17 protein-coding genes and 2 tRNA genes are annotated in these 21,740 nt (G+C 66.1%); 14 read left to right on the forward strand and 5 right to left on the reverse strand.

Going from position 1 to position 21,740, the window contains the following annotated elements; translation table 11 throughout:
• From dnaA to F5544_RS46120, 11 genes are all read left to right on the forward strand, one after another.
• On the forward strand, positions 1-1,926 hold the full coding sequence (dnaA, locus tag F5544_RS00005; protein ID WP_167471256.1) for a chromosomal replication initiator protein DnaA: 1,926 nt from the start codon (positions 1-3) through the stop codon (positions 1,924-1,926).
• A gap of 870 nt (positions 1,927-2,796) precedes the next feature.
• Entirely contained in the window at positions 2,797-3,957 is a 1,161-nt protein-coding gene (dnaN, locus tag F5544_RS00010) for a DNA polymerase III subunit beta (protein ID WP_167478878.1), read from the forward strand.
• 15 nt (positions 3,958-3,972) lie between these two features.
• Positions 3,973-5,157, forward strand: coding sequence for a DNA replication/repair protein RecF (gene recF, locus F5544_RS00015; RefSeq protein ID WP_167471257.1), 1,185 nt, complete (start codon positions 3,973-3,975; stop codon positions 5,155-5,157).
• Positions 5,158-5,601: 444 nt separating this feature from the next.
• Complete coding sequence (locus tag F5544_RS00020) at positions 5,602-6,159, forward strand: DUF721 family protein (protein WP_167471258.1); 558 nt, start codon at positions 5,602-5,604, stop codon at positions 6,157-6,159.
• Positions 6,160-6,670: 511 nt separating this feature from the next.
• Positions 6,671-8,719, forward strand: coding sequence for a DNA topoisomerase (ATP-hydrolyzing) subunit B (gene gyrB, locus F5544_RS00025; RefSeq protein ID WP_167471259.1), 2,049 nt, complete (start codon positions 6,671-6,673; stop codon positions 8,717-8,719).
• A gap of 61 nt (positions 8,720-8,780) precedes the next feature.
• Complete coding sequence (gene gyrA, locus F5544_RS00030; protein ID WP_167471260.1) at positions 8,781-11,294, forward strand: DNA gyrase subunit A; 2,514 nt, start codon at positions 8,781-8,783, stop codon at positions 11,292-11,294.
• Positions 11,295-11,335: 41 nt separating this feature from the next.
• Entirely contained in the window at positions 11,336-12,283 is a 948-nt protein-coding gene (locus F5544_RS00035; protein WP_167471261.1) for a DUF3566 domain-containing protein, read from the forward strand.
• 135 nt (positions 12,284-12,418) lie between these two features.
• Positions 12,419-12,492: transfer RNA gene (locus F5544_RS00040), tRNA-Ile, on the forward strand.
• Positions 12,493-12,521: 29 nt separating this feature from the next.
• On the forward strand, positions 12,522-12,629 hold the full coding sequence (locus F5544_RS46115) for a DLW-39 family protein (RefSeq protein ID WP_225725704.1): 108 nt from the start codon (positions 12,522-12,524) through the stop codon (positions 12,627-12,629).
• A gap of 25 nt (positions 12,630-12,654) precedes the next feature.
• Positions 12,655-12,727: transfer RNA gene (locus F5544_RS00045), tRNA-Ala, on the forward strand.
• Between the two features lie 664 nt (positions 12,728-13,391).
• A complete protein-coding gene (locus tag F5544_RS46120) occupies positions 13,392-13,700 on the forward strand; it encodes a hypothetical protein (protein WP_238847019.1) in 309 nt (102 codons plus the stop codon).
• 5 nt (positions 13,701-13,705) lie between these two features.
• Here F5544_RS46120 and F5544_RS00055 read toward each other — a convergent pair whose 3' ends face one another.
• The 5 genes from F5544_RS00055 to F5544_RS00075 all read right to left on the reverse strand — a co-directional run bounded on the left by F5544_RS00055 (position 13,706) and on the right by F5544_RS00075 (position 17,681).
• Positions 13,706-13,960, reverse strand: a complete 255-nt coding sequence (locus F5544_RS00055; protein WP_167471263.1) for a hypothetical protein — start codon at positions 13,958-13,960, stop codon at positions 13,706-13,708.
• Entirely contained in the window at positions 13,957-15,360 is a 1,404-nt protein-coding gene (locus tag F5544_RS00060) for a hypothetical protein (RefSeq protein ID WP_167471264.1), read from the reverse strand. The genes F5544_RS00055 and F5544_RS00060 overlap by 4 nt, the downstream gene beginning before the upstream one ends.
• Positions 15,361-15,633 carry a WXG100 family type VII secretion target gene (locus tag F5544_RS00065; RefSeq protein ID WP_238847020.1) on the reverse strand — a complete coding sequence of 91 codons (273 nt, stop codon included), beginning with the start codon at positions 15,631-15,633 and terminating at the stop codon, positions 15,361-15,363.
• 26 nt (positions 15,634-15,659) lie between these two features.
• Positions 15,660-15,974: a WXG100 family type VII secretion target gene (locus F5544_RS00070; RefSeq protein WP_167471266.1), complete on the reverse strand. Its 315-nt coding sequence runs from the start codon at positions 15,972-15,974 to the stop codon at positions 15,660-15,662.
• Between the two features lie 315 nt (positions 15,975-16,289).
• Positions 16,290-17,681: an MFS transporter gene (locus F5544_RS00075; RefSeq protein WP_167471267.1), complete on the reverse strand. Its 1,392-nt coding sequence runs from the start codon at positions 17,679-17,681 to the stop codon at positions 16,290-16,292.
• 207 nt (positions 17,682-17,888) lie between these two features.
• Here F5544_RS00075 and F5544_RS00080 point away from each other — a divergent pair, with 207 nt between their 5' ends.
• The 3 genes from F5544_RS00080 to F5544_RS00090 all read left to right on the forward strand — a co-directional run bounded on the left by F5544_RS00080 (position 17,889) and on the right by F5544_RS00090 (position 21,737).
• On the forward strand, positions 17,889-20,696 hold the full coding sequence (locus tag F5544_RS00080) for an AfsR/SARP family transcriptional regulator (RefSeq protein ID WP_167471268.1): 2,808 nt from the start codon (positions 17,889-17,891) through the stop codon (positions 20,694-20,696).
• A 34-nt stretch (positions 20,697-20,730) separates the two neighbouring features.
• On the forward strand, positions 20,731-21,147 hold the full coding sequence (locus F5544_RS00085) for a nuclear transport factor 2 family protein (protein ID WP_167471269.1): 417 nt from the start codon (positions 20,731-20,733) through the stop codon (positions 21,145-21,147).
• Between the two features lie 68 nt (positions 21,148-21,215).
• Positions 21,216-21,737, forward strand: coding sequence for an ester cyclase (locus F5544_RS00090; RefSeq protein WP_167471270.1), 522 nt, complete (start codon positions 21,216-21,218; stop codon positions 21,735-21,737).
• Positions 21,738-21,740 lie beyond the last annotated feature (3 nt).

Here is a 21,740-nt window from a genome sequence, read left to right on the forward strand (position 1 = left end):
TTGGACGACGAGCAGAACGTTTTGGCCACCGTATGGCCCGAGGTGGTTGCCGAGCTCACCACCGGTTCGCCGGATGGTGCCATCCCGGCCGTGACCAGGGCCCAGCAGGCCTGGCTCAAGCTGGTCAAACCGCTGACGGTGGCGCAGGGATTCGCGCTGCTGTCGGTGCCGTCGTCGCTGGCCCAGGAGGCCATCGAACGCGACCTGCGCGAACCCATTCTGCGCTCGCTGGCTCGCAGGCTCGGCCTGCAGGTGGAGGGACTCGGCGTTCGGATCGCGGCGCCCGCCACCCAGCCCGCCGACCGATCCGGTGCCAATCCGCGCCACGCCAGGATGACGAGCAGGCCCGAGCGCAACCGGGACGCCGGTCGTGCACAGGGCGGTTACCCGGCTGTGGACTATCCGGCCCGCGGCGACTATCCGGCGCCGCGTTATGCACAGCCGAACGACTTCGCGCCATCGGCCGAGTACCCGGGCGCGGCGGAGTACGGACCCGCCGCCGAGTATTTGCCACAGGCCGACTACGGCCGCGACGACTACCCGACCACGGAATACCCGGCCCGCGGCGACTATCCGGGCCCCGACGGCCTGCCGCACGATCCGCCCCCGCCGCGCCGCGAACCCGGACTGCCGCCCCGCCGGGATTCCTCGATTCCGCCGGGTCAGGAATCGCTGTTCAATCCCGAGCCGACGCCGGCGCCGCGCGGTCAGGGCCGACCGCAGCTGCGCGAACCCGCGCCGGTCGACGAACCCGGAATCGCCGCGGCACACGAATCGGTGCGCGAGCCGATACCGGACGAGCACGGTGACGACGAGCCGGTGGTCCAGGTCCGCAACCCGGCTTGGCCCACGTACTTCACCAAGAGCCAGGAGAATCCGGCGCCCGCCGCGCCGTCCTCGGCAAGCCTGAATGCCAAGTACACCTTCGAGACCTTCGTCATCGGCGCGTCCAATCGCTTCGCGCATGCCGCCGCGGTGGCCATCGCCGAGGCGCCCGCCCGGGCCTACAATCCGCTATTCGTTTGGGGCGCTTCGGGTTTGGGCAAAACCCACCTGCTGCACGCGGCGGGCCACTACGCACAGCGGCTGTTCCCGGGCATGCGGGTGAAATACGTCTCGACCGAGGAATTCACCAACGACTTCATCAACAGCCTCCGCGACGACCGGAAGGTGGCGTTCAAACGCCGCTACCGGGAGACCGACATCCTGCTGGTGGACGACATCCAGTTCATCGAGGGCAAGGAAGGTATCCAGGAGGAGTTCTTCCACACCTTCAACACGCTGCACAACGCGAACAAGCAGATCGTCGTCTCCTCCGACCGCCCGCCCAAGCAGTTGGCGACGCTGGAGGAGCGGTTGCGCACCCGATTCGAATGGGGCCTGATCACCGATGTGCAGCCGCCGGAGCTGGAGACCCGCATCGCCATCCTGCGCAAGAAGGCGCGGATGGATCGGCTCGACGTACCGCACGACGTGCTGGAGCTGATCGCGAGCCGGGTCGAGCGCAATATCCGCGAGTTGGAGGGCGCGCTGATCCGGGTGACCGCGTTCGCCTCGCTGAACGGGCAACCGCTAGATCTGCCGCTGGCCGAGGTGGTGCTGCGCGACCTGATGCCGGATACCGCGGCGCTGGAGATCAACGCGGCGACGATCATGGCCGTCACCGCCGAATACTTCAACACCACGCTGGAGGAGCTGACCGGCCCGGGTAAGGCGCGGCCGCTGGCGCAGGCCAGGCAGATCGCCATGTATCTGTGCCGCGAGCTGACCGACCTATCCCTGCCCAAGATCGGACAGGCCTTCGGACGCGACCACACCACGGTGATGTACGCGGAGAAGAAGATCCGCAAGGAGATGACCGAACGGCGCCGGGTCTACGACCAGGTTCAGGAACTCACAGCCCGAATCAAACAGCGCTCGCGCTGAACCTCCGCTAACACCCGAGCACCGCCTCTGACCTGGGGCGGTGCTTTTTTATGGGTTGTGGATTCCTCGAGGAATACGTGTGGAGTCCTCGAGGAATCACGAGGTTATCCACCGGTTCGTCCACAGCTGTGGGGAGCGTCGCGGCGGCCGTTCGCTAACACGGTGGAATCAACAGTTTCCACAGCTGAATCTATGCACGGCCCCTGACCAGCGACGTACCGGCGTTTCGGGCTGTGGAATCCTCGAGGAGTCATTGTTGAGTCCTCGAGGATTCCACGGGTAGTCCACGATTTCCTGCACACGTGTGAACAACCGGGTGAATCCGGTGGAACAACTCGAGGACGGCTCGAGGATGATCGGTGGACAGACTCCGAACCTCCACAGACGCCTCGCGTTCATCCTCGAGTCACCCGACGGTCATCCCCACGGCACCACACCCTGTGAGCTGCGAAAACGGCCCAACTCCACAGATTCCACAGTGCCTACTACTACTTCAGTTCTTCTTCTTAGAAATCTCTCTTCAAAACAGGCTGTGTGGAAAGTTGGTCGACGAGGGTCCGGCCGCCGAGCGACTCACCGACCGAGGAGCAAGGAGAAGACGAACGGGCTCCGGCGAATCGAGAACGTCGCCCGCACTCGGCGCACAATGACCGGAGGGTCGGACTAGGTAGCCGTCGCGCACGCGGGTACGGTTTGATGTCGGTCGCCTGTGCCAGACTTCGAATCGCGGCGACAAGGCATCCCTGACGAGAACCACGCTGACGAACCGACTACAGATCAGAGATCACGGAACTGGAGAGGACAGATCGGGCGATGGAGCTTGCAAGCACGACGTCTCGGGTCGCCCGAGAGGATTTCGATTCCGGTGCCATGAAGTTCCGGGTCGCCCGTGAGGATTTCGCCGATTCGGTGGCTTGGGTGGCACGCAGCCTGCCCTCGCGCCCGCCGGTTCCGGTGCTCGGTGGTGTGCTGCTGGTCGCCGATGAGGACGGGCTCACCGTCTCCGGCTTCGACTACGAGGTGTCCGCGCAGATGCGGGTCGCCGCCGAGGTCGCCGGTCCCGGCCAGGTCCTGGTCTCGGGTCGTCTGCTCGCGGATATCACCAAGGCGCTGTCCAACAAGCCGGTCGACGTCTCGGTCGACGGCACCCGCGTGCTGATCGCCTGTGGCAGTGCGAAGTTCTCGCTGCCGACCATGCCGGTGGAGGACTACCCGCAGCTGCCCGAGGTGCCCGAGCAGACCGGTGAGTTGAGTGTCGACGTCTTCGCTCAGGCGGTCGGTCAGGTCGCCGTCGCCGCGGGCCGGGACGACACGCTGCCGATGCTGACCGGTATCCGGGTGGAGATCGAGGGTTCGCGTGCGGTGCTCGCGGCCACCGACCGGTTCCGGCTCGCGGTCCGGCATATCGAATGGCAGCCCGCCAAGCCGGATATCGAGACCGCCGTGCTGATTCCGGCGCGCACGCTGTCCGAGGCCGCCAAGACACTCGGCGCATCCGATCAGCCGGTGCAGCTCTCGCTCGGTACCGGTGCGGGCGCGGACGGCCTGCTCGGCATCGTCAACGCCGGTCGCCGCACCACGACGCGACTGCTGGACGCGGAATTCCCCAAGTTCCGTCAGCTGCTCCCCAAGGAGCACACGTCTATCGCCACGCTGCCCGTCGCATCGCTGATCGATGCCATCAAGCGCGTCGCCCTGGTGGCCGAGCGCGGCGCCCAGGTGCGGCTGGAGTTCTCCGGCGAGGGCCTGCTGCTCTCGGCGGGCGGTGACGACGCGGGCCGTGCCGAGGAGTGGTTGGAGGCCGACTTCCGTGGCGAATCGCTGACCATCGCGTTCAACCCGGGTTACCTGATCGACGGCCTGTCCGCACTGCACGCCGACAGGGTGACCTTCGGATTCACCACGCCGAGCCGTCCCGCGGTGCTGCTGCCCGCGGCCGAGGAGGAGCCCGAGGCGCTGGATTCGGGTGCGTTCGCCGCGCTGGAAAGCGACTACATCTACCTGCTCATGCCGGTCCGGTTGCCGGGCTGATTCGTTCGGGCATCTGTGTTCATACGGGCACTCGCGCTGCGCGACTTCCGTTCCTGGGAGCACAGCGAACTCGAATTATCCCCAGGCCGAACGGTTTTCTTGGGATCGAACGGCAACGGCAAGACGAATCTGCTCGAGGCCGTCGGCTACTTGGCCACCCTCGGTTCGCACCGGGTGGCGGCCGACGCACCGCTCATCCGGATGGGAGCCGAGCGTGCGCGGATCGGTGCCACCGTTGTCAACGCGGGCCGAGAGCTGCGCATCGATATCGAGTTGCAGCAGGGTGCGGCAAATCGCGCCCAGCTCAACCGATCTCCGGTGCGCCGACCCCGCGAAATTCTCGGCATCCTGCAGACGGTGCTGTTCGCGCCGGAGGATCTGGCCCTGGTCCGCGGCGATCCCGGTGAGCGCCGCCGGTTCATGGACGAACTGTGCACAACTCGGCTGCCCCGGCTCGCCGGTGTGCGTTCGGATTACGACCGGGTGCTGCGGCAACGCTCCGCGCTGTTGAAAACCGCTGGGCGCCACGTGCGTTCGAAGGCCGACCTGAGCACGCTCGATGCCTGGGACGGTCATCTGGCCACCCATGCCGCGGTGTTGCTGGCGCAGCGGCTCCGGCTGGTGCACGAGCTCTATCCACATCTGGCACAGGCATATCGGTCGATCGCGCCCGAATCACGCTCCGCCGCAATCGGATACCGCAGCTCCTATCTACCGCCGGAGTTCCTGGATCCGGCACGCGAACCCCAGGCGGATGACACGGCGGAACTGGAGGCGATCGTGCTGCGGGAATTGGGCGCCGCGCGATCCAGGGAGTTGGAGCGCGGGGTCTGCCTGGTGGGCCCGCACCGCGACGAACTGGATCTGCTGCTCGGCACGGCACCCGCGAAGGGCTTTGCCAGTCATGGGGAATCGTGGTCTTTCGCGCTGGCGCTGCGGCTCGCCGCATTCGAACTGCTGCGCACCGCGGGTACCGAGCCGGTGCTCTTGCTCGACGATGTGTTCGCCGAACTCGATCGGCGCAGGCGCACGGCCCTGGCCGCGGTGGCGGCCGGCGCCGAACAGGTGTTGATCACCGCGGCGGTGCCGGAGGATGTGCCTGCCGAACTGGCGGCCGTACCGCTGCGGGTGGAAACCACCGGTGCGGCCGATCGGCGGACCTCGCACATCGTCGAGGCGGCGGGACCGGTCGCCGGGTGATCGTTTCCACAGATATGACCTGATTTATCAACAGTTGTGGAGAGACCGATGACTCGTCACCTGACGAATCTCGGGTGCGGCCGCGGCAAACGCTCCACAGCGACATTGTGTACCGGACAGTGCCGGGACGCGCGGCGCACGGCGGCCGACGGTGCGCTGTCGTACAGTTGCCGTGCGTCGCGGCCCGCGCCGCGCCGTCGCCGTCCCGGATTATCCCCAGGACCTGTGGAGAACTTCGGTGCGGTGATCAGGTCTCGGATCTCAGCTATCGGCTGGACAGGCGGTGGCGGGGCCTGTGGGCAACTCGAATAATCACCACGAACGGGTGTTCGATCGACGACCGTGGTTGTGGGCCACCACGGAACCGTCCGCCAGCAACACCACCCCGAGGCTGGGGATAGTTGAACAAATCTGGGGACAACCCAGTCGGAAACGGAGCGTGCGATGACCGAGCAGCAGGGCGATCGGGAGCCCGGCGACGAGCCGGAATTGCGCGGTATCGACCTGGCCCGCCGGGCGCTGGAGGAGGCCAGGGCCGCGGCGCGGGCCAGCGGTAAATCGGTCGGTCAGGGCCGGGCCTCGCCGCGCCGGTCCCTGCGGACCGGTGCACGGCGGCGCACCGGTTGGTCGGGCGCCCGGCCCGACGACCGGGACCCGCAACTGCTCTCCAGCCTCACGACATCGATCGCCAAGAGTCGCGGTTGGTCCGGAAAGGTCGCCGAGGGAACGGTTTTCGGCCGCTGGGCCGGTGTGGTCGGCGAGGATATCGCCGCACATGCCACCCCGATTTCGCTGAAGGACGGCGTGTTGAGCATCGCCGCCGAATCGACGGCCTGGGCCACCCAACTCCGGATGCTGCAGAGCCAGATCCTGGCGAAGATCGCCGCCGCGGTCGGCAACGGCGTGGTGACCTCGGTGAAGATCTCCGGCCCCGCGGCGCCCAGTTGGCGCAAGGGCGAGCGGCACATCAAGGGCCGCGGCCCGCGTGACACCTACGGATAATCCGGCTGTGCGCCCGGCGGCACGTTATCCACAGAAGCTATCCACATGTCGATGAATTCGTTGATCGACACCGCAACTGCGCCAACCGGTTTCGTATGCCGGAGGTTCGCGGAGGCGCGGTGTCAGCGACTCGGACGACGGCAGGTCCAGCCGATGGACGGTTTCACGTGGAACCCAATCGGCTCGCCGACCGACGCGCCCGCCCCGGCGCCCCATGGGTCGGCCCGGAACGGTCCGAACGTGCGGAGGGGGCCGCGAAACCGGCCGTAGGCACAACCGGACCCGTGACAATCCGATTTCTCGCATTCACGGAGCCGTGAGGGGTGTCGTAGGTGCACTGTAGGTTGGCCGTACCAGTAGGATGGTGACGTAACTAGCGGCGATACCTTCGGCGCGTTCCGGACAGCCCGCGCGCGGACCCGTAATTCTCGACCAGTCAAGACCACGGGGCCATACGTGTGCTGTTCGACGGCTGCGCCAGGGATCAGCAAGTAAGGAGAGCTACCGACCAGTGGCTGCCAACGACTCCAACGCAGACGGTTCGACCCAGCCCAAGTCAGGCAAGCAGACGTACGGTGCCGACTCCATCACCGTTCTCGAGGGTCTCGAAGCGGTACGCAAACGCCCCGGTATGTACATCGGCTCCACCGGTGAGCGCGGTTTGCACCATCTGATCTGGGAGGTCGTCGACAACTCGGTCGACGAGGCGATGGCCGGATATGCCTCGCAGGTGGATGTCACCCTCCTGGCCGACGGCGGTGTCGAGGTGGTCGACGACGGTCGCGGTATCCCGACCGATATGCACGCGCAGGGCATCCCCACCATCGAAGTGGTCATGACCCAGCTGCACGCCGGTGGCAAGTTCGACGGCGAGTCCTACGCGGTATCCGGCGGTCTGCACGGCGTCGGCATCTCGGTGGTGAACGCGCTGTCGACCCGCCTCGAGGCCGAGATCAATTACGGCGGCTACCACTGGACCCAGGAGTACAAGGACGCCAGGCCCGGCAAGCTGGTCCAGGGTGAGCCCACCAAGCGCACCGGTACCACCATCCGGTTCTTCCCGGACCCGGAGATCTTCGAGACCACCACCTTCAGCTTCGAAACGGTTTCGCGCCGCCTGCAGGAGATGGCATTCCTGAACAAGGGCCTGACCATCACGCTGACCGATCAGCGGGTGAACGAGGGCGACATCACCGATGAGGTGGTCAGCGAAACCGCCGAGGCGCCCAAGCACGCCGACGAGAACACGCCGCCGGCCGAGCCGAAGGTGAAGACCAGGACCTATCACTATCCGGGTGGTCTGGAGGATTTCGTCAAGCACATCAACCGGACGAAGCAGCCGATCCACAACTCCATCGTCTCCTTCACCGGCAAGGGCACCGGCCACGAGGTCGAGGTCGCCATGCAGTGGAATTCGGGTTATTCCGAATCGGTCCACACCTTCGCCAACACCATCAACACCCATGAGGGCGGTACCCATGAGGAGGGTTTCCGCGCGGCGCTCACCACGGTGGTGAACAAGTACGCGAAGGACAAAAAGCTCCTCAAGGAGAAGGACGGCAACCTCACCGGTGACGATATCCGCGAGGGTCTCGCCGCCATCGTGAGCGTGAAGATCGCGGATCCGCAGTTCGAGGGCCAGACCAAGACCAAACTCGGCAATACCGAGGTCAAATCGTTCGTCCAGCGCACCTGCAACGAGCACATCTCGCACTGGTTCGAGGCCAATCCGGCCGATGCCAAAACCATTGTGAACAAGGCGGTTTCCTCGGCGCAGGCCCGGGTCGCGGCGCGGAAGGCGCGCGAGCTGGTGCGGCGCAAGAGCGCGACCGATCTGGGCGGGCTGCCCGGCAAGCTGGCCGACTGCCGATCCAAGGATCCGCACAAGTCCGAGATCTACATCGTGGAGGGTGACTCCGCCGGTGGTTCGGCCAAGTCGGGCCGCGACTCGATGTATCAGGCGATCCTGCCGCTGCGCGGCAAGATCATCAACGTCGAGAAGGCGCGCATCGACCGGGTGCTCAAGAACAACGAGGTCCAGTCGATCATCACGGCCTTCGGCACCGGTATCCACGACGAGTTCGACATCACCAAGCTGCGGTATCACAAGATCGTGCTGATGGCCGACGCCGACGTCGACGGCCAGCACATCTCGACACTGCTGTTGACCCTGCTGTTCCGCTTCATGCGGCCGCTGGTCGAACACGGACACGTCTATCTGGCGCAGCCGCCGCTGTACAAGCTCAAGTGGCAGCGCGCCGATCCGGAGTTCGCGTATTCGGACCGAGAGCGCGATGGTCTGCTCGAGGCGGGTCTGGCCGCGGGCAAGAAGATCAACAAGGACGACGGCGTGCAGCGCTACAAAGGTCTCGGCGAGATGAACGCGAAGGAGCTGTGGGAAACCACCATGGACCCGGCGGTGCGGGTGCTTCGTCAAGTGACGCTCGACGACGCGGCCGCGGCCGACGAGCTGTTCAGCATCCTGATGGGCGAGGACGTAGAGGCACGTCGCAGCTTCATCACTCGCAATGCCAAGGACGTTCGCTTCCTCGACGTGTAGCCGGCGCGGAATTCCGCTGCTACAGCGCCATTTCCAGCCAGGCTTCTAAGGAGACCACCGCATGACTGAGACCACGCTGCCCCCGAACGGCGGTGCAGGTGACCGGATCGAGCCGGTCGACATCCAGAACGAAATGCAGAGCAGCTACATCGATTACGCGATGAGCGTGATCGTCGGCCGTGCGCTGCCCGATGTGCGCGACGGCCTCAAGCCGGTGCACCGCCGCGTGCTCTACGCGATGTACGACAACGGCTACCGGCCGGATCGCGGCTATGTGAAGTCCGCCCGCCCGGTCGCCGAGACCATGGGTAACTACCACCCGCACGGCGACGCGTCGATCTACGACACGCTGGTCCGCATGGCGCAGCCATGGTCGCTGCGCTACCCGCTGGTGGACGGCCAAGGCAATTTCGGTTCGCGCGGTAATGACGGCGCGGCCGCGATGCGGTACACCGAATGCAGGCTGACCCCGCTCGCGATGGAGCTGCTGCGCGAAATCGACCATGAGACGGTCGATTTCGCGCCGAACTACGACGGCCGCTCGCAGGAACCGGTTGTCCTGCCGAGCCGGGTGCCGAACCTGCTGATGAACGGCAGCAACGGCATCGCGGTCGGTATGGCGACCAACATTCCGCCGCACAACCTCAACGAACTGGCCGAGGCCATCTACTGGGCGCTGGAGCACCACGACGCCGACGAAGAGGCCACCCTCGCCGCCTGTATGGACCGGGTCAAGGGTCCGGACTTTCCGACCTACGGCCTGATCGTCGGCAGTCAGGGCATCCGCGACGCGTACACCACCGGTCGCGGCTCGATCCGGATGCGCGGCGTCGTCGAGATCGAAGAGGACAACCGCGGCCGCACCACGATCGTCATCACCGAACTGCCGTACCAGGTGAACACCGACAACTTCATCAACTCGATCGCCGAGCAGGTGAAGGACGGCAAGATCGCCGGCATCTCCGATATCCACGACGAGTCGTCGGACCGCGCGGGTATGCGGATCGTGGTGACCGTCAAGCGCGACGCGGTCGCCAAGGTCGTGCTGAACAACCTGTACAAGCACACCCAGCTGCAGACCAGCTTCGGCGCGAATATGCTCTCGATCGTCGACGGTGTGCCGCGCACGCTGCGCCTGGATCAGATGATCCGGCTCTACGTCGAGCACCAGTTGGACGTCATCATCCGGCGCACCCGCTACCTGCTGCGCAAGGCCGAGGAGCGCGCGCACATCCTGCGCGGTCTGGTCAAGGCGCTCGACGCGTTGGACGAGGTCATCGCGCTGATCCGGCGGTCGGCCAATACCGATACCGCGCGCACCGGCCTTATGCAGCTGCTCGATATCGACGAGATCCAGGCGACGGCCATCCTCGATATGCAGCTGCGCCGCCTGTCCGCCCTGGAACGGCAGAAGATCATCGACGAGTTGGCCAAGATCGAGGCCGAGATCGCCGATTTGAAGGACATCCTGGAGAAGCCGGAGCGTCAGCGCGCGATCGTGCGCGACGAGCTCGCCGAGATCGTGGAGAAGTACGGCGACGAGCGGCGCACCCAGATCATCTCCGCCGACGGCGACGTCGCCGACGAGGATCTGATCGCCCGCGAGGACGTGGTCGTCACGATCACCGAGACTGGATACGCCAAGCGCACCAAGACCGATCTCTACCGCTCGCAGAAGCGCGGCGGCAAGGGTGTGCAGGGCGCGGGTCTCAAACAGGACGACCTGGTCAAGCACTTCTTCATCACCTCGACGCACGACTGGCTGCTGTTCTTCACCAACAAGGGCCGGGTCTACCGGGCCAAGGCGTACGAGCTGCCCGAGGCGAACCGCACCGCCCGCGGCCAGCATGTGGCGAATCTGCTCGCCTTCCAGCCGGATGAGCGGATCGCCCAGATCATCCAGATCAAGTCGTACGAGGACGCCCCGTATCTGGTGCTGGCCACCAAGAACGGCCTGGTGAAGAAGTCGAAGCTGTCCGATTTCGATTCCAACCGCAGCGGCGGCATCGTCGCGGTGAACCTGCGCGACAACGACGAACTCGTCGGCGCCGTACTGTGTTCGGCCGATGACGACCTGCTGCTGGTGTCGGCGAAGGGGCAGTCGATCCGGTTCTCCGCCACCGACGAGGCGCTGCGCCCGATGGGCCGGGCCACCTCCGGCGTGCAGGGCATGCGGTTCAATGCCGATGACGAGCTGTTGTCGCTCAATGTCGTTCGCGAAGACACCTATCTGCTGGTGGCGACTTCGGGCGGTTATTCCAAGCGCACCGCGATCGAGGAATACACTCCGCAGGGACGTGGCGGTAAAGGCGTATTGACCATCCAGTACGACGAGCGGCGTGGCACGCTGGTCGGTGCGCTCATCGTCGACGACGAAGACGAGCTCTACGCGATCACCTCCGGCGGTGGTGTCATCCGCACGGCGGCGAATCAGGTTCGGAAGGCTGGACGACAGACCAAGGGCGTGCGATTGATGAACCTCGCGGATGGGGATACGTTGCTTGCTATCGCGCGCAACGCCGATGAACCCGACCCGGACGCCAACGACGACTCCACCGGTTCTTCCGATCAATAAATCCTCACACCGGCGGCAACGAACGGATCTAAGGAATCCCATTGACCACTCCGAATCAGCCGAACGACGAGCGGCACCAGACGAACGGCGTGACCGAGCGGATCGCACCGTCACCGATCCCGCCGCGGCCGATTCCCCGGCCGGTCGCGTCCGGTGACAACGGGCAGCCGAACGGCGGCCAACCGGGTGGTGCCCAGCCGCACGACAGCCAAGAGTCGTCCGGCGCCGAGGCGGCGGCACCGGATAACGCGGAACAGTCCAACGGCAATGCGCAGTACCAGGACGGGTGGTCGCAGCTTCCGCAGCGGGAACCGCAGTCCAACCTGTTCCGGCCCGGGCAGGCGCCGGTCACCGGGCGGCCCGCCGGATCGGTCGGGCTCGGCGGCGGTATGACCAACGCGCGCACCACCGCCGACCTCGCCGCCAAGGCCGCACGCAAAGAGGCGGCGATGGTGAAGTCCGTCGGCATCGACGGACCGACCCGCAGCATCGCCCGCCCCGAACTGATCAAGGACATGCCGGACCTCTCCGAGATCCGGCATCCCCTGCCACCCACCGAAACCACCGGACCGCAGGCGCCGATCTCGCCCGCGGTACCGGTCGCGGTCGCACAATCCGTCGCCACCGGCGAACCATTGCGGGCAACCGTACAAATCCGCCGCATCGACCCGTGGTCGACGCTGAAAATCACCCTGGTGATCAGCGTCGCCATGTTCTTCGTGTGGATGCTCGCCGTCGGATTGCTCTACATCGTGCTCGAGGGCATGGGCGTATGGGGACGGCTCAACAGCAGCTTCACCGATATCGTCTCCTCCGACAGCGGATCCGGCGGATTGATCAGCGCCGGAACGGTATTCGGCTACGCGGGTGTCATCGGGCTCATCAATGTGGTGTTGTTCACCGCACTGGCCACCGTCGGCACCTTCATCTACAACCAATGCTGCGATCTCGTCGGTGGCATCCAGGTCACCCTGGCCGATCCGGACTGATTCAGCGCACTCGCACAACGGTCGGTACCGCCCCCAAAGGGTCGGCTACCGGCCGTTTTGGTTATCCGACGGGAGGTAAGGTAATCTCGTGCCTCGGTTCGGTTAACAGCTCCGGCAGGCAATCGAACACGATGAGGGCCTATAGCTCAGGCGGTTAGAGCGCTTCGCTGATAACGAAGAGGTCGGAGGTTCAAGTCCTCCTAGGCCCACTCCCGAACATCACAGTAGGGTGGGAACCATGAAAATTCTCCTCACAATCGGTGTTGTTGTAGCGGTTCTCATCGGAATCTCCAAGCTGCGGCAACGCAACGATGCCGACCTGTGGCACGAGGTAACCACCCGCTGAAAAATCCCTACGGGGTATCGAGCTCGGGGCCTTAGCTCAATTGGCAGAGCACTGCCTTTGCAAGGCAGGGGTTAGGGGTTCGATTCCCCTAGGCTCCACAAATGGGAGGCGAGTGCTCGCGCGAGCGCTCGCCTTGTTTGTTTCGCGTTGTTTTGTGGGGGCGAAGCCCCCACACCCCCACCCGGCGGGGCTGCGCCCCCCGGACCCCCCTTGGGGCTCCGCCCTTTCCCCTGATCCGTGTGGTTGCGGGGTGTTGGGGGTTTCGTTTTTTGATGGTGGGACGGGGTTGTTGCGTTTCTTTGTGGTTGTCTCGTGCCGCATACCAGCGCCAAGGGCCGCACCACCTGGAAGGTGCGCTACCGCATCGAACGCACGCCGGCGAAACCCTCGGGACCTCACAGACATTCGATGTCGCCGAGCGGGCGTGGTGGTTCTCCAGGCTGCTGGACCAGGTTGGTGCGGCCGAGGCCGAGCGCACCCTCGTGCTGTTGGTGCCGTATCTGCTGCAGTACGTGGCCGGGCTGACCGGGATCGAACCCGAAACCCGCAGACGCTACGGCAGATTCATCGATGTCGACATCGTGCCCTACTACGGCGAGCCCATCCCACTCGAGTTGGTCACCCAGCGACTGGTGCTGATCTGGGTCGCTGTCAACGCCAGCCTCTTTCGTTCATCCGCTGGAAGAATTCGTCGTCTGCGGCTTGGATTTCTTCCTCGGTCTGCGGTGAGCGTGGGGATGACTCGGGCGAGCCTGTGGTGGTTTGGAGTTCGTCGAGGCTGGTGCGGAGGCGTGGATCGGCTTTACGCACAAGCTTTTCGACTCGCGTTTTGGCGTCGACGCGGGCGCGACGATGGCAGTCGAGCAGGGCTTGTGTGAGTTGTGTGCTGGTCCAACGCATGGCGGTTGGCGCGATCTGCAGGCTGGTGATCTCACCGGTTGTGTCGACTTCGATGTTGACACCGGGGACCTCGCCGCGCCCGCGGACAGCGGTGACGGCTCGGTTGAGTTCGGCTGCGCTGCTTTGGATTTCGGCGAGGTCTCGGTGGAGCTGCTGTTCCCAGTTCGGTAAGTCGCTCACCTCGGTCCTTCCAGATGTTGCCCAACCTGGATGTGGGCGTGGTCGCGTCGGTCGATGATCAGTGTGAATCGACCGGGTTCGCGGCTGCTGTGGAATTCCACCCCGAGTACGGTGACCGGTTTTCCGGTGGTGGCATTACGCAGGACGTCACCGGCGGTGATCTCGCCGGAGACCAGTTGCCCGGCGACCAGGAGGCCGTCGCGGGTCTGGATATCGAATACGTCGGTCACGGTGAAGTTCACCTCGGTCACGGCTGTTCTCCTCGGAATCGGGCGAGGGCTGGTACTTCGGCTGCGTAGGCCTCGTCTTCCAGCCCGCGGATGGTGTCGGTTCCTAGGCGTACCTGGTCGCGGAGTTGTTGGACATGTTTGGCTTCGTGGGCGAGGGTGGCGACCAGGGTTTCCTCGTCGGTGAACGCGGCGGGGCCGAATCGGATTTGCCTACCGCCCAATTCGGCGGGGGTGACTCCGCAGGCGTCTTGGAAGTCGAGGTAGCGGGCCTCTTCCATGTCCTTGACGATGTGGAGTTCGACACCGGACAGATCGACTCCGGCCTTCTGTGCGAGCGCCAGAATGATTTCTTGGGTCATGGGGATGTGGCCGCCGTTGGTGAGCACGTCGACGTTGGTCCGTACGGCACTGCGGGAGTACAGCTGCAAACCTGTTTCGCCGCCTCGCCAGATTTTGGCCACGGCTTGTTCGAGCCATCGGCCGAGTTTGGAGGTCATCACCTTCAGCGTGGTCGAGGCGAGGCTGCCGACACGGCGGGCGATGGCCAGGACCTTGGTGCCGAGTTCGGTGATGATGCGCCCGATGCGGGCGGCGTAGATGCCGATTCGCGCGAGAACACCGGCGTTGCCGGCTTCCGACAGGCCGCCGGTGAAGAACGCGCCGATCTGGATGACCCCTTCCATCGCGGCGGTCTCGATGAGCATCTTCCGTAGTTCGGACAGGATCTCGGAGTGGGCGTCATCGAGGTGCTGGGCGTATTGCTCGCAGGCATCCCCGATCGCACGGTAGGCGCCAGCCAGTTGGTCAGCGTTGACGGCCATCTCGTTGCAGGTCCGGATGGCACTCGCGATTTCAGGGGATTGCTGGTTTTCCAGCAATCCGACTGCGGTGGGGATGGGGCCGGTCGCGTCGACCAACGCTGTTGCGGCACTGTGCCATACGGATTTCGCGGCCCGTAGCTGGTCTTGGTGGCCGTCGGGCCATGCCAGATCCGACACCGTCTTGATCAGACCCCATCCGAAGGGTTCGGGTCCGCTGTCCCCGGACGCCGATGGGTGGAACAGCGCCAGGGATGGCTCTGTGCTGAGGTTCGGTGGTGACGGCGGCGCGGTGGTCTGCGGGTTGGAGGCCGCTTCGCCCGCGGCGTGGTTGTAGGCACCGGCCGCCAGCAGATTGGCGGTGCGTCCGAACGCGGACACCAGTTTCGCCGACGCTTCCAGGGCGATACCCGCCGCTTCGTCGTAGGACTTGGCCCAGTCGGTACCGGTTTTATCGGTTCCGGCCATGCCTCCATAGTTCGCCAGTGTGGTGACCAACCCGCCGTGTACATCGACGGCGTTGTCCCGTACGGCAGTGAGCGACTCGCCTGCGGAGTGGTAGTCCTCATGACGGACGACGATGACTGGGAATGTCGGCGCCATCTAGGGCCACATTCCCTCGTTGGTGCGTCCGACCTCGGAGTAGTGGGTATGCGCGCGGTGCGCGACTTCCCGTAGCTCGTCGAGATTTTCTCGCATCTCGGCCGCACCGGCCATCCACCGGTCATGTGCGGCGCGCTGTGCCTGCGCGGCGTCGCTACTCCAGGACAGATGCAAATCGGCGACATGCCGGTCGACATCGGCCAGGATGCCGTCGACCTCCGTACCGAAGCTCGCCATCGCCTCGATCGCCTCGTCCAGCTGTGTCAGATCCACTCGGTAGCTGTAATCGTCGGACATCATCACATCCGATCGCCGTACTGGGTGAGTTTGCCGCTGGTGGCGGCATCCTGGGCCTGATATCGGTTGGCGGCGTCGACAAGCTTGGTCGCCGAGGTTTTCAACGCGTCGACGACCTTGTCCGCGCCGGCCTTCCACTCCACCCAGCTTTCGTCATACGCCGAGGCTGATTTGCCGCGCCAGCCATCGGCGAGCAGTTCCTTGCCGACAGTGTCGTCCAACTGCTTCACCCGATCACGAATACCCTGCGCCTTACCGGCGATGAACCGGGCCGCCTCCCGCAACCGCTCCGGATCAACCTGCAACTCATCGGCCACACTGCCCTCCCCTCGCCATGCCGCGACACTGATCGCTATCGACTATAAGACCGCCTGCGTGGGTGGGTGGGGTGCGCCCTACCGCCGTCGATAGAGGTGCGGACACGGTACACAAAGTCGGGGTATCGTCGGTGTTCCGACAGACAACGAGATGTTCTCAGATGTCCGGAAATGCTCAGTGACTTGCGATTTCGCTGGTTTGCCTCGTAAAGGCAAAGGGGTGGAAGGGGTTCGATTCCCCGGGGTTCACAAATGGGAGGCGAGCGCTCGCCTTATTCATTTGGTGCGGTTGGCGTTTGGGGCCATATAAGGGCGTTACGGTCGCTGGTTGTGGTCCACTGCGACGAATGAGATCAGCAGGGCTGCTGTCCACAGGAGGGCGGCGCCGATGGCCAGGAAAGGTAGTGCGTTCGCGAAGTGGGGGGTGTTCGGGGTGCCGGCTAGGGCGCCGAAGATGGCTACGCCGCTTGCGGTGCCGATCTGGCGGGACGTGTTGGAGACGCCGGTGGCCAGGCCGGAGCGGTCCGGTGGGGTTGCGCGCACTACGGCGGCTACGGCGGCGGTGGTGGTGAAGCCGGCGCCGCAGCCGAGAAGTGTCAAACCGGCTAGTAGCCAACCGATTTCGCTGTGGGTGTGCAGCTGGGTCAGCAGGGTGGAGCCGGTTATGGCCAGTAGGCAGCCGAGGACGAGGGCCGGGCGTGGGCCACGCTGGGCGGTGAGGCGGCCGGAGAACGGTGCGAGAACTACTAGCGGGACGGCCATCGGTAGTACCGACGCACCTGCGGCGAGGGGTGAGTAGTGCTGCATTTCCTGTAGGTAGCGGGTTATTACGAAGAGCAGGCCGTTGAAGACCAGGTTCATGATCAGTGCGACCTCGTTGGGGGCGCGGAAGTCGCGGCGGCGCAACAGATCCAGGGGCAGCACCGGATGTGGGGCGTGCCGTGCGGATAGCACCGCGACGGTCAGTGCGGCACAGGTCAGGGTCGCCGATATCGCGATGATTGCGATATTCGCGTGGTGACCGACCGAGATGACGGTGAAGACGAGGCCGCCGAGTCCGACGACGAACCCGGCAAGCCCAGCGATATCGAGCCGGTCGCCGTGCCTGCGGCCGGGCCGGTCCGGCACTACCAGGAGTGCGGCGGCGATTGCCAGCGCGGTGAGCGGCACATTGAGCCAGAAGACCGGGCGCCAGCCCAGCCAGCCGACCAGCAGGCCGCCGAGTAGCGGGCCGGCGGGCAGCGCCAGGGAGGAGATGGCTGCCCAGGTGCCGATCGCTTTGGCCTGCGCGGTCCGGTCGGGGTAGACGTCGACGATTACCGCCATGGTGCTCGGTAGCAGCAGTGCACCGCCGACGCCCTGCACGATGCGACCCGCGATCAGCACGCCGATGGCCGGGGCCAGCGCGCAGATCAGCGATGCCGCGCCGAATATCCCGAAACCGGTCAGCAGCACGCGGCGATGGCCGATTCGGTCGCCGATCGTGCCGCCCGCCAGCAGTAGGCCCGCGATGGCGACGACGTAACCGTCCACCACCCATTGCAGCAGCGGGGTGCTCGCGTCGAAACCGTTGCGGATGCTCGGCAGGGCGACGTTGACGATCGTGACATCGAGCAGCACCAGGAACATGCCCGCACACATCACGGCCAGCACCCGGCTCGGTCGCGCGACGGCGGTCGGTGATGGATGGGTGGTCGTAGCAGTCATGACCGCAGTCTGGCGCGCGAATCGTTCGGTCCTCGCCGAACAAAATCCTCGGCGGCCACCGAAACCTTGCGCACGGATCCGGTCACCCAGGCGTGGGGCGATGTCATGGACTGGCACACCGGGCACTGCCTCTGATCGGGCCGATGCCCTGGACCGATAGGCGAAAACAGCGGTTGACGAGCGGCGCGGGTCGGCTATCGTGACGGCGTGATCCACTGCCGGGTGCTCGGCCCGATCCAGGTCGAGATCGGCGGTAGCCCGATCGAACTCGGCGGCCCGGTGCCGCGCAGGCTGCTGGCCTCGCTATCGCTCGGCGGCGGGCTACCGGTATCGAATTCGGTGCTGGCCGAGACCGTTTGGGATGCGGAACCGACCGCGGAGGTGGTCAACGCCATCCGGGTGGTTGTGCACCGATTGCGGGCCGCGCTCGGCCCGGAGGGACGTGCCTGCGTCGAATCGGCGAGCTCCGGTTACCGGCTGGCGCTGACGCCGGAACAGACCGACAACGGCCGGTTCACGAGTTTGGTCGGACAGGGCATCGAGCAGCTGACGGCGGATCCGGCGACCGCCGCGGCCACCTTCGAATCGGCGCTGGCGCTGTGGCGCGGCCAGCCGTGGGCGGAACTCGGTGATTCGCTGCATGTTTCGGGTCCGCGGGCGCGTTTGGTGGAATTGCGCGGCGTCGCCGTCGAGGAATTGCAGGCGGCGCGGCTGGCCTGTGGTGACACCGCCCGAGCGATCGCGGAGCTGAGCGAGGCGGTGATCGAGACGCCCTACCGCGAAAGGCGTTGGGAACTGCTGGCGCTGGGGCTGTACCGGAGCGGTCGCCAGGGTCAGGCGCTGGCGGAGCTGCGGCGGGTGCGCGATCTGCTCGTCGACGAACTCGGTGTCGAACCCGGTCCCGCGCTGCGCGAGCTGGCGCGCCGGATGCGCGAACACGACCCGGAACTGCTGCTCATCGCCGCGCCCGGCCGCACCGACCGACCGGTGAGCGCGGCGCCGCCACCGCCGCGGATAACCCGGCCACTGTCCAGGTTCATCGGCCGTCAGGTGGAATCGGCTCTGCTCGCCGAATTGCTCGCCGATTCGCGCATGGTGACGGTGGTCGGCCCGGCCGGGGTCGGAAAGACCCGTCTCGCCATCGAATTCGCCGCCGACCGGTCCGATGCCTGGCTGGTGCGGCTGGCCGACGTGCACGATCCGCAGGTCATCGCGGCGACGGCCGCCGCGGCTATCGGTGCGATCGGTGCCGATCCGGTGGCGGCGATCCGCCGCACCCTCACCGAGCGGCCCGGTCTGCTGGTGCTGGACAACTGCGAACATCTGGTCGACGATCTGGCCGGATTCGTGCTGTCGCTGCTGACGGAATGTCCGGGGCTGCGGGTCCTCGCGACGAGCAGACGTCCGACCGGTATCGAGGGTGAGCAGGTGCTGCCGCTGGCGCCGCTGCCGATCGACGGGGACGGCGCGCTCGAGCTGTTCTTCGACCGGGTGCGGGCCAGCCGCGCCGACTGGCGGCCCACCGCGGCGGACCGGGCATCCGCGCAGGAGATCTGCGTCGCCGTCGACGGGCTGCCGCTGGCGCTCGAGCTGGCCGCCGCGCGGGCGCGCTCCTTCGGTCTGGCCGATATCGCCGCGCGGCTGCGCGAGCGTCTGGACGTGCTGGGCGCCACCCCGCGCGGTTCGGTCTCGCCGCACGCCTCGCTGGATGCCGCCATCGGCTGGAGCATCGACCAGCTGGCCGATCCGGAACGCGCACTGCTGCTGCGGCTTTGGCCGTTCGAGGGCGGATTCACCTGGCAGGCGGCCGAATTCGTGCGCGGCCCGGATGCCGGTGTCGCTATCTTCGCCGGGCTCGCCGCGCTGGTCGACCGTTCGGTGTTGACCGCGGATGTGACCACCGGGCATGCCCGCTATCGAATGCTGGAGACGATCCGCCGCTACTGTGCCGCGGCCGATCCGGATCCGGCGGCCACCCGCGCGGCACATGCCGCCTGGGTGCGGAATTTCGTCCGTGAGCAGGTGGCGCTGTTCACCGGGCCCGGCCTGGCAGGCGCCCTCGTGGCGCTCGCGGCCGAGCTGGCGAATATCCGCGCGGGCTTCGCCGAAGACCTGCACCATGCGCCGCTGCACGCGCTGCGCACCGCGGGCGGGGTCGCCTACATGTGGGTCACCGCGGGCGCGGTTCGGGAGGGCGAGCGGGTGTTGCGCCAGGCCCTATCCGGTTGTCCCGATGCGGATCCCATCGACACGGCCAGGGCGCATATCGGGTTGTCGCTGGCCGCGGCGCATACCGGTGCGCCCGAGCGGGCGTTGCACCACGCCGACTCGGCGCTGCGGTTGCTGGACGAATCCGATCCCGCCCACGACGTCTCGCTCCTGGAGGCGCATCTGCGCCGCTGCAACGCGTTGGCGGATCTGCACGATGTGGCCGGTCTGCGCGTCGCGGCGGCCGATTTCGTGGCGGCCTGCGAGCGCCGCGACGCACCGGAGTACCTGTACGCCACCGCGCTGTGGGGGATCGGCGTCGTTCGATTCCAGGATGGCGATCTGGATGCGGCCGTCGAAAGCCTCACTCGGGCACGCGAACTCAGCGTGCGCTGCGGATTCCATTCGGGTGCGGGTATTTCCGATGTGCTGCTGGCCTGGTGCCTGCTCGCCGACGACCTCGCCGACCGGTCGGAAGTCGTTCGGGCACTGGAGTTGTCGCGCCGCGCGCTGGCCGTCTTCCACGCGGAGTCCAATGTCTCCGAGACCCTCTCGGCGGTGTATACCGTCGCGTACGCCCTGGCCCGGCTCGACGCGAAAGACACCGCGGCCCGCCTGCACGCCGCCGTCACCGACCACGCCGAGCGGCTCGGCACCGACCCACGCCGCTACCTCGGATTCGCCGGGACGGATTTGGCCGAACGGGTGGCCGAGGAATTCGCGAGGGCGACCGATTTCGTTGCGCCACAACAGCTGTCGTGGTCCGAGCTGATCGAGCTCGCCGCCGCCGAGCGGCCGGATCTGTAAGCCGATTGAAACCGGCCGCGGTCAGGCTTTGCGGGTGCAGCCGATCCGACCGCCCCGGTCCACCGACGATCTGCGCGTCGTCGCGGACTGGTACGACGCATTGGCCCGCGGCGATCTCGATCGGGTGCGGGCCAAGCTCACCGCCGACTTCACCATGCGGCAGTCCTCGCGTTTGCCTTGGGGTGGAAGCTATTTCGGTCCGGATGGCTTCTTCGAGTGTTACGGCCGCCGGATCAGCCACCTGGATACCACCCTGTGTATCGATCATCTCTTCGACGCGGGCGACCGGATCGTGCAGCTGGGGCGGCTCGAGGGCACGGTGCGCGGCACCGGCGTCCCGGTGTCCGTCCGCGAAATCGACACGGTGGAACTGCGCGACGGCGCGGTGGTCCGCTACACCGCGCTGGTCGATGTGCCCGCGCTGCTCACCGCGCTGGAGATTCCGGTGTAATTCCGGTGAAACGTCGGCCGCCTAGCGTCTGACCTCGGTAGATAGCCGACGAACGGGGGGTCACCACGATGACGTACACCGCACAAGACCTGCGCAGCACCGCGACCAGGGCGATCCAGCTGATGGCTTCGGGCAGCGAGGACGAGTTCGCGGCCGTCATCCACCCGGACGCGATCAATCGGGAGAGCAAGGCCGAACCCGCGGCCTGTCGCGGCCGCGGGCCGTCGGCCTGCTATGCCAGCGCGCTGTGGTTGCGCTCGGCGTTCTCCGATATGCGCTGGGATATCCACGAGGTGGTCGTGGAACGCGACCTGGTGGTGCTGCATACAACGGCGTACGGCACGCATACCGGAACGTTTGTCGTCTATGACGCGGATGCCCGTCCCGCACAAGCCTTTCCGGCCACCGGACGATCCTTCGCGGTTACCCAGACGCACTGGTGCCGGATGGCCGACGGCCTGCTGATCGAACACTGGGCCAATCGCGACGATATCGGCCAGTCCACCCAACTCGGCTGGGTGCCACCGACACCCGTGTACATCGCGCGCATGCGGCTGGCGCTGCGGCGCGCCCGGCGCAACGAAAAATGAGGG

The organism is Nocardia arthritidis (genome assembly GCF_011801145.1).
Lineage (GTDB): Bacteria > Actinomycetota > Actinomycetes > Mycobacteriales > Mycobacteriaceae > Nocardia > Nocardia arthritidis_A.

Bases quoted from the DNA above. Each gene is read 5' to 3' on its own strand.
- dnaN (WP_167478878.1), top strand. From the start codon at position 2,797: ATGAAGTTCCGGGTCGCCCGTGAGGATTTCGCCGATTCGGTGGCTTGG.
- F5544_RS00020 (WP_167471258.1), top strand. From the start codon at position 5,602: ATGACCGAGCAGCAGGGCGATCGGGAGCCCGGCGACGAGCCGGAATTG.
- gyrA (WP_167471260.1), top strand. From the start codon at position 8,781: ATGACTGAGACCACGCTGCCCCCGAACGGCGGTGCAGGTGACCGGATC.
- F5544_RS46115 (WP_225725704.1), top strand. From the start codon at position 12,522: ATGAAAATTCTCCTCACAATCGGTGTTGTTGTAGCGGTTCTCATCGGA.
- F5544_RS00060 (WP_167471264.1), bottom strand. From the start codon at position 15,360: ATGGCGCCGACATTCCCAGTCATCGTCGTCCGTCATGAGGACTACCAC.
- F5544_RS00075 (WP_167471267.1), bottom strand. From the start codon at position 17,681: ATGACTGCTACGACCACCCATCCATCACCGACCGCCGTCGCGCGACCG.
- F5544_RS00090 (WP_167471270.1), top strand. From the start codon at position 21,216: ATGACGTACACCGCACAAGACCTGCGCAGCACCGCGACCAGGGCGATC.